Below are 7,677 nucleotides of genomic sequence, written 5' to 3'. Positions count from 1 at the left end.
GACAGCAAGGCTGAAAAGAAGGCAGCATATAAAGATAATACCGACAGGATCGAAGTGGAGCGTAAGTTCAGTCTCGCAAAGCGCAAATTCGGTCTTGGTCTGCTGCTCACAAAAAGAGAAGACACAACAAGAGCATCGATAGTTCTCAGCGTTATCGCAATGAACATCGACCGCCTGGCGGCGATGCTTTTGCGCTTCTGGAAAATAGTGATAAATATTCGCTTCTCATATCGCCAGCCGGTATGCCATGGATTTTAGAGGCTTGTTGAGGAGAGACTAATTATATCCGGTATTGTTGTTCTTAATCGATCAGATCATTCTGAAAGCGTGACAGATGTTCGAAAGGCAAGATCTGCCGACCGCGGAATAGACCGCAGCCGTCGTTTATCAGCTGGTTGTTGAATGCTTTGAACATATTCACATTTACGGAGGCAAGGTCAAGTTCCTGTAATTTTGTGAAACGCTCGTAGGCTTCATCGAAATATCTGCACTCACCTAGAGGGATATTATCCCGCCTTGTTCGGCTTTCTTCCTGCTGGCGTTCATAGCCGAAATGATTAGCACTTCCTATCTCGGCAAGGTCATCCATATCTTTTGTTCTCAGTTGGAGTTCGGTAAAGCATCTTGCAAGGTTATCGTAGAAAGTGATGTGCAGGGACTGATATCCCGATGGCCTGGGGAAAGCAACATAATCCCTGTAGTAAGGGCGGTTGCTGCTAATTAGCGAATCGGCTGTCTTTTCATGACCCGAGCCCGAAAGTTCAGCTGTGAAACCGCGGACTTCAAGATACTGGGGAAGTACATTGGCTATCTCGTATAGATAATTTTTCTCCTGTTCTTCCTGTGAGATTCCGTCTTCTAGGTGACACATGGGCATGGATATCACAATACGGTATGCGATAAGGTCACGGAAGCAGGTGAGGTTGCTTTTTATCTCGGCTTCGCTGGGATAGCTGTGGTTTTTCTGGTAATAGTCATAGATATATTCAAGGATATAGCCGTTGAATTTTTCCTCAGCCCTTATCAGCGATTTTATCCTGCCTTTGAATGTAAAGGCGAGAAAGGGATATTTCTGGGTCATGTATTTGTAGAATTCCTTTATCCTCTGGGACTGTGAAGTAAGGAAGTCGTTGTGTTCGAGAAGCTCGATTATCTGTATCAGAAAATTGCAGTGGGCAAGGTCGATGGGGTTATCGGTCTCGATAGCCGATCTTTTCAGGTCAGAGGAATACTGGTGCAGTATCTTCAGCACCGTATCCCCAGAGAATAAATAGTCGTTCAGGGTTATCATTGTTTTCTCCTCCGTAAATGCGAAGCTGCCGTGCTGTGCGGCAGCTTCGTTTTATGATAAGGCAGTGTCACCGCTCGGGTTCGCTTTAGGGTAGTAAGATAATTGCTCGTTTCTTTCTCTCATTGCAGGTGTGGGAGATACTCCTGCTTATTTACACAATCCCGACCTGTCTCGGCGGCACCGGCTTATTTTATTATTTTGAAGCAGACAGTCTTTGCGTTTATTAGCGGGCTGTTATATGCGAAATATACTGTGCCTGATACGGGAGTCCTGATCTCGGCAACAAGTTCACCGTCCAGGGGGTCGTATATCCTGCCGAGGACATCTCCGTTTTCCACGTTCTTGCCTATGTCGGTCACTCTGAAAAACAGTCCTGCCGCCTCGGAGCGAAGCTGCTGTGTCTGGCTCTCGTCAAGTATCTCGGTTATATATCCTGGCGGTGTTTTGGCCGATACTATGCCGCGGTTGTTCATGAAGCGGAGTATGGCATTAACTGCTTCGTCTGCCGCTTTTACATCTATAACGTCAGTGGCATTTGCGTATACCGAGAATGCTTTGGTTTCCCAAACCTGCCAGTTGAAGTTCAAAGTAGTGGTATCGTAGGGGCGGGGTTTGCGGATAATGCCGAATTCAAGACCGAAATCTTTCATTATCTCGGGGTCGGTGAAGCCTGTGTCCATCATTTTTACATGGGGCAGGAATATACCCGGCTGATAAAAGCTTGCAAGCTGTATGCCGTACTCATAGCCTTTGATCTGGCTGAAAACACCGTCAGCGATACGCTGTGTGGTCTCGCCCTGATCGTATCCCGGGAACATTCTGTTGATATCTGTATTATCCATCGCCCAGAAGCGTTTACCGATGTTCATTGAGTAGTAATTCACACAGGGAACTACGAGTATCTCGGTATCCTCGGCGAGCTTTCCGCTGCTTCCCAGTTTTTTCAGCGCCTGCACCATTCGCGAGCAGACGTACATCTGCTGGACTTCGTTGCCGCGCATAGCACCGACTATTGCCAGCGCTTTTTTGCCGTGACCGAAATGAAAGCCGACGATATCGAGTTGTTCGCGGTAGGGTGAGCGCAGTGAGAACAGTATGCTCTTCTTCATTTTGCTTCACCTCCCGCGGGCTGTAATATTCTTGCAAGCAGAGAACCTCCGTATACCACTGGATATTCACGCAGGGTGAATATCATTCCGTCGCAGACTGCCTGCACTTTTTCAACAACGGTGGAAGTCAGAGGGTCAACCACATCGCCGATGTGGTCGCCCTGCTTAACAGTATCTCCGAAATTAGCACAAGGTACGAATATCCCTGCCGCATCGGAGTTGACGAAACCAACTTCGCGCCCCTCGGAGATCACAGGCTCACGCACAGGAGAAGTATCGCCTTTCCACATACCAAGCTCTTTCATGAGATTCATCACACCGTCAAAAAGCTGCTGACAGTACTCCTTTGTGATGCGCATACCAACCCCCATTTCCACAACAAGGGTCTTGGTGCCGCGGCTGTTGAGGGTGTGGGCAAGGGTGGATTCCAGAACCGTTGCACTTTCGTGGATCCATACAAAATCAACGTTCAGCATTTTGGCATAGGGCACAAGTGTTTTTGCTGTGGGGACGCTTATGCGTATCTGGGGTATCTCTTTGAGGAATATATTGCTTGAGTGTACATCGATACAGACATCAGAACCCGCGATATCCTCAACTATGGCTGAGCATATAACCTCAGCCATAGTTCCGCTTTTAGTTCCCGGAAAGACCCTGTTCATGTCAAGGTCAAACATAGGGATGCTCCTTGTGATGCTGTCGATGCCCATGGGGTTCAGGGCGGGGTAGATATCAAGTGTACCGTCAAGGTCTTCGATATGCTCATCGATATAATTGCCCACCATGTAGGCAAGATACTGCCCCTCAAGTTCATCGCCGTGGGTGCCTGTAACAAGGCTCAGGCGCTTATTGCCTGTGCCATGGCGGATACGCCGCTTTTGTATATTTAGACTTTCGTTTACTGCAAGCGGTATGCTTGCTATTTTTTCTGTCATTGGTCACACCTCTTTATGTAAGCACTGTGCGCACAAGCTGTAGCTGCCTTGTGTATCTGCCGAACATCACACCCCGATCTATGGAACAGTCGCGGAAATCTCTGCCCTGAGAGATAACAAGGTAATCATCGCTGACAGGGCAGTTGTTGGCAGGGTCGATGCCCTCCCAGTGGTCGCCTGTCCAGTACTCCACCCATGAATGTGTCTCACCGTCACAGAAGGCAAGTCCTGCGATATATCTTGCGGCTATGCCGTCCATTCTCAGCAGTGTTATGAGTATATGGGAAAAATCCTGACAGACACCCTTTTTGAGTTCAAACGCCTGTGCTGAAGTTGTGGAAGTATCCGTTAAGCCCTTTTCGTATTCCATGGTATCTGAAAGAGCATCGCAAAGAAATTCAGTCCTGTCCTGTACCGTACCTGTGCATCTGCTCTTTACGCTTTCATAGAAATTTGTAAGCGCTTCATCGGGCTTTGTGTACTGTGACTGATATAAATAGCAGGGCATATAGTCGGTGCGGTGCTTTGAATGGTCTATATCTGCCGCGCCCTTTATCTCAAAATCAAGAAATCGGTGGTCGCCTTTGAGATAGCCCGCTGTTACATTGTTGCCGAAAGCATCGGCAGTCTGTTGGGTTGAAACGTGTGGGGATATATGCAGGCTGCATGAGATAACGTGCTGGGTATCTGTCTCGGGCGGGATAATGCGCAGGGCAAAGCTGTGATCGTGGACGTAATCATCAAAGGTAAGTTTTGTTATATAGCTGAAATTAACTCGCTTCATGCATACACCTCCTCTGATTCAAACAGATGGGCAAGGCTTTCAAGTGCTTTAACGGTATCCCGTCTGTAGTCTTCCTCGGAGCCCAGCGCCTCAACAAGTCCCGAAAGATACTTCGTGTTGTAGCGGTAGGGAGTGTGTCTCGGTACGCGGTTGAGGTTTTTCAGAAGCCGCACATATTCGCGCTTTACGCTTTCAAAGGGATACTTCATGCGCATATAAAGATCAAGACGCTCTACGGTCTTGCCGATGTAGATTATGTTTCTTATCTCGTCATCGTAGATATGCTCGTTTACACTGCCCCAGAAACCGTAGATTATATCCTCCAGCGGCAGAAGTGCCAGCCTGACATTATCGCTGTGTTTAGCTTTGGCGAGTGTATCCTTTGCCATCTGCAGGAATGACAGAGAGTCGGTGGATATCTCTTCACGCAGGACAATGCCGTTGTCATAGGCACGTTCAAGACAATATGCTGCCGAATTGGGGTTGCTTTCATCAAAGAGAAAGCCCTGTATGAAATCTCTGTTGTCTGTATATATATCGGGATAGCCGAAGCAGTCAAGATAATCTTCGTAGCTGTGGGCTGTGCCGATCATTTTATCAAGCTGTTTTTCAAGAGCTTTCAAAGTGGTGAAAAATCTTTCTGTATACCGTCCAAGCCAGTAAAGACGGTCGCTGTGTTCTAACGAGATAGTACCCATGTGTCTTTAAATCCTCCTCCTTGAGATGAGTTAACAACGAATGAATCGGGGTTTCGTGAAAATCTTGTAAGACCCGATGCCCAGACTTTTGTAGTCTTGCCTGAAAGCACGAAAGCTCTCAAGTCTGCCTTACGCATAACGGTCTCACCGTTTTCAAGTATAGGCAGATCAAGAAAATCAATGACCTCCTGTGCGATGAAGCGTCGGGGCTCTGCGATTATAGTTGCACGAAATTCCTCCAGTTTTTCTTTTGTAAGGTCACTGCCGAAGACTACTCCGTAACCGCCTGCTTCCGCAACGTCCTTTATGACTAGTGTATCAAGATGCTCCATTACATACTTCATATCGTCTTCATAAAAAGGAAGATAGGTGGGAGCATTTTTGAGTATCGGTTCTTCGCCCAGATAGTATTTTATCATCTTCGGTACGAAATAGTAGATGCCCTTGTCATCTGCCACACCGTTTCCGGGAGCATTGATTATGCCCACGTTTCCGCTGCGGTAGGCTTCCATGAGATTTGGTATTCCAATGAGAGATTCCGGCAGGAAAGTCAGCGGGTCGAGGTACTCGTCAGCGATACGTCTGTAAAGCACACCTATCCTCGTCTTTCCACCGGAGTAAGTGCGGTGGTAGAGGATATTGTCCTCAACGAACAGCTCATCGTTCTGCACAAGCACCGAGCCTGTGTGTTCAGCCAGATAAGAGTGTTCAAAGTACGCCGCGTTGTAACGCCCCGGGGTGAGTATAGCCCTTGCTCCACCGCAGTTTACGTCTTCCATAGTTTCTTTCAGAAGCTTTGCATATCCGCGGTTGTCGATTATGGGGTTTTCCTCGAATGCCTGAGGTGCCGCGATACGTGTCAGCTCCCTCGCGATAAGAGGATAGGAAGCTCCCGAGGGGATACGAAGGTTATCCTCCAGTATATACCACTCTCCGTCCTTAGCCTGAACAAGGTCGATACCGGAGATATGGCTGTACACCTTGTTTTTGGGAGTGATGCCCTCGCATTCGGCAAGGTAGCCCGAAGATATGTAGATAAAGTCTTCCGGGATGATACCGTCACGAACGATCTTTTTATCGTGATATATATCAAAAAGGAACTCATTCAAGGCATTTACACGCTGAACAAGTCCCTTTTCCATACTTTTGAAATCCTCCGCCGATATGACTCTTGGTATAGGGTCGAAGGGGAAAAACTGTTCATTGAATACGCCATTTTTGTATATGCCGAATTTGACACCGTATCGTCTTAATAGTTCGTTGATCTCATTTGCGTTGCCTACTGCTTTAGTAAACTGTGTATTCTGTGTCATTTTTTATCACTCCGATCATCAAAATGTCCATAAAAAAATGGCGCTTGCTCCGATATGGGAGAAGCGCCATTGCCTTTGTTTCTATGGGTCTATTTTATCATTAAAGATCGTATTTGTCAATGGTTTAACAATTAGTTGTCTGATAAATAGTGGATTAGAACTGAATGTTTTTGTGTCTGAGTTTTGATATCATCGTACTATGCTTTATCTCTCTTTAAGCAATATGTATGCGCTGGCATCACTTGGCATACGCAGGTCACCGATTGGAGAAAATCTGACCGTTACGACTCTGGTATACTTTTCCTTGAGATTAGTGGTAAATGTCGCTGTGGTAGAGCTTTTTTAGCTTTTTGATGGTAGCATTTCCGCCGCCTTCACCGATGTGGACATCGTATCTGCCCTTGATACTTCCGATGGTAACTAACTTTTCACAGCCTGTATGCTTCATGAGCTTTGACAGCATATGTTGTTTGGAAGCGATGGGTGAAAAAGACTTTAAGATATTTATATCCGTCGCACTCGTATTCACTTACGGTTATCCGCGCAGATGTGCCAAGAGAATTTACAAGCTGTTTTTCAATAGTGGATATCTTCATCGATTCATCTAGGACGGTGAGATATAGTACGCGCTCGGAAGCATCGTGCCGTCTGTAAATATGGCGGACGTAGTTCCTGTAAGGGGAGTGTCTGTGTGTCGAAAAAGTCTTTTTCAGCTCTCCGTAGAATATCAGCAGAGTTGAATCGTACATGACATTCACAGAGCAGTTCATTCCGCATTTCGCGATGATGCTTTCAGCTTCTTCTCAGATATCTGCCTGAATGAATTCTGCCTCAAGATACTCCTTGGAATTTACATCGTACATTGCGGCACCGTCCATGACGATTATCGGATATTTCAGGTCAACACCTTTCATCAGCGACATAACTTCTGCTGGAGTACGTATGGTTGAAAGATTGAACTTCACACCTGATTCTATCATACGGTTAAGCTCGACTTTATTGTAAGCCGCAGAATGGTCTTCAGGGATTAGTACAGAATCTATTCCGCTGATGTATAGGGTCTCGCTGTCATGCTTTACGGGAAGATGGAAATTATTCACCATAAGCCCTATGCCGATGCCTATCAGTGTATCAAGCACACGGTTGAAGACGAACAGGTAAGGGTCATCATCGAAAGAATGGGTCAGGGCGATGCTGAGAAATACCACACATGAGAAGAAAGAGGCATTTTTCTTATCAAGTACAACGGTCAGATAGATGACCGGTATGATCATAAGTGATGCCAGAAGATACACTCGCATAGCTTCGGTAATTCCGATGATACGCAACAGTAAGATAAATATCAATCCGTACAGAGCACCGATGAATGTACCTATGGAACGCTGTCCAGCATTGTGCTTGGCGGTATCTGAACTGGGCTGTAAGCACCAGAGTGCCGCAAGGGCGCTGTAGAATGGTATGCCATTACCTACGGGAAGATGCGTTCGTATATAATACACCATCATGCACAAAGCCACAGCAGCAGACGATTTGATTATCCTTGCTCC

At 46.6% G+C, this 7,677-nt stretch carries 9 protein-coding genes and 1 pseudogene; 1 reads left to right on the top strand and 9 read right to left on the bottom strand.

Annotated features, from left to right (window positions below; all coding sequences use genetic code 11):
* Positions 1 to 258: pseudogene (locus BM265_RS18980) on the top strand (IS5/IS1182 family transposase); the annotation flags it as partial.
* A 43-nt stretch (positions 259 to 301) separates the two neighbouring features.
* On the opposite strand, the gene BM265_RS18975 reads toward BM265_RS18980, so the two are convergent.
* From BM265_RS18975 to BM265_RS20830, 9 genes are all read right to left on the bottom strand, one after another.
* Entirely contained in the window at positions 302 to 1,291 is a 990-nt protein-coding gene (locus tag BM265_RS18975) for a RelA/SpoT domain-containing protein (protein WP_074963490.1), read from the bottom strand.
* 185 nt (positions 1,292 to 1,476) lie between these two features.
* Positions 1,477 to 2,400, bottom strand: coding sequence for a M14 family metallopeptidase (locus BM265_RS18970; protein WP_074963489.1), 924 nt, complete (start codon positions 2,398 to 2,400; stop codon positions 1,477 to 1,479).
* The gene (locus tag BM265_RS18965; protein ID WP_074963488.1) at positions 2,397 to 3,335 is read right to left on the bottom strand and encodes a M14 family metallopeptidase; all 939 of its coding nucleotides are present in this window, start codon (positions 3,333 to 3,335) and stop codon (positions 2,397 to 2,399) included. The genes BM265_RS18970 and BM265_RS18965 overlap by 4 nt, the downstream gene beginning before the upstream one ends.
* A gap of 13 nt (positions 3,336 to 3,348) precedes the next feature.
* Positions 3,349 to 4,119, bottom strand: a complete 771-nt coding sequence (locus BM265_RS18960) for a transglutaminase family protein (protein WP_074963487.1) — start codon at positions 4,117 to 4,119, stop codon at positions 3,349 to 3,351.
* A complete protein-coding gene (locus tag BM265_RS18955; RefSeq protein ID WP_074963486.1) occupies positions 4,116 to 4,817 on the bottom strand; it encodes an alpha-E domain-containing protein in 702 nt (233 codons plus the stop codon). Before BM265_RS18955 ends, BM265_RS18960 begins: the two co-directional genes overlap by 4 nt.
* Positions 4,799 to 6,130 carry a circularly permuted type 2 ATP-grasp protein gene (locus BM265_RS18950; protein WP_074963485.1) on the bottom strand — a complete coding sequence of 444 codons (1,332 nt, stop codon included), beginning with the start codon at positions 6,128 to 6,130 and terminating at the stop codon, positions 4,799 to 4,801. The genes BM265_RS18955 and BM265_RS18950 overlap by 19 nt, the downstream gene beginning before the upstream one ends.
* Before the next feature lie 310 nt (positions 6,131 to 6,440).
* On the bottom strand, positions 6,441 to 6,578 hold the full coding sequence (locus BM265_RS20840; protein ID WP_242940911.1) for a hypothetical protein: 138 nt from the start codon (positions 6,576 to 6,578) through the stop codon (positions 6,441 to 6,443).
* Positions 6,559 to 6,879 carry a hypothetical protein gene (locus BM265_RS20835; protein WP_242940910.1) on the bottom strand — a complete coding sequence of 107 codons (321 nt, stop codon included), beginning with the start codon at positions 6,877 to 6,879 and terminating at the stop codon, positions 6,559 to 6,561. The genes BM265_RS20840 and BM265_RS20835 overlap by 20 nt, the downstream gene beginning before the upstream one ends.
* Before the next feature lie 54 nt (positions 6,880 to 6,933).
* Positions 6,934 to 7,677 (bottom strand): FUSC family protein (locus tag BM265_RS20830; protein WP_242940909.1); only part of this gene is annotated, 744 nt, incomplete at its 5' end.

Source organism: Hominimerdicola alba (genome assembly GCF_900112155.1).
Lineage (GTDB): Bacteria > Bacillota > Clostridia > Oscillospirales > Ruminococcaceae > Hominimerdicola > Hominimerdicola alba_D.
The sequence above is the reverse complement of the archived record's forward strand: the minus strand, read 5'-3'. Positions and strand labels throughout refer to the sequence as shown.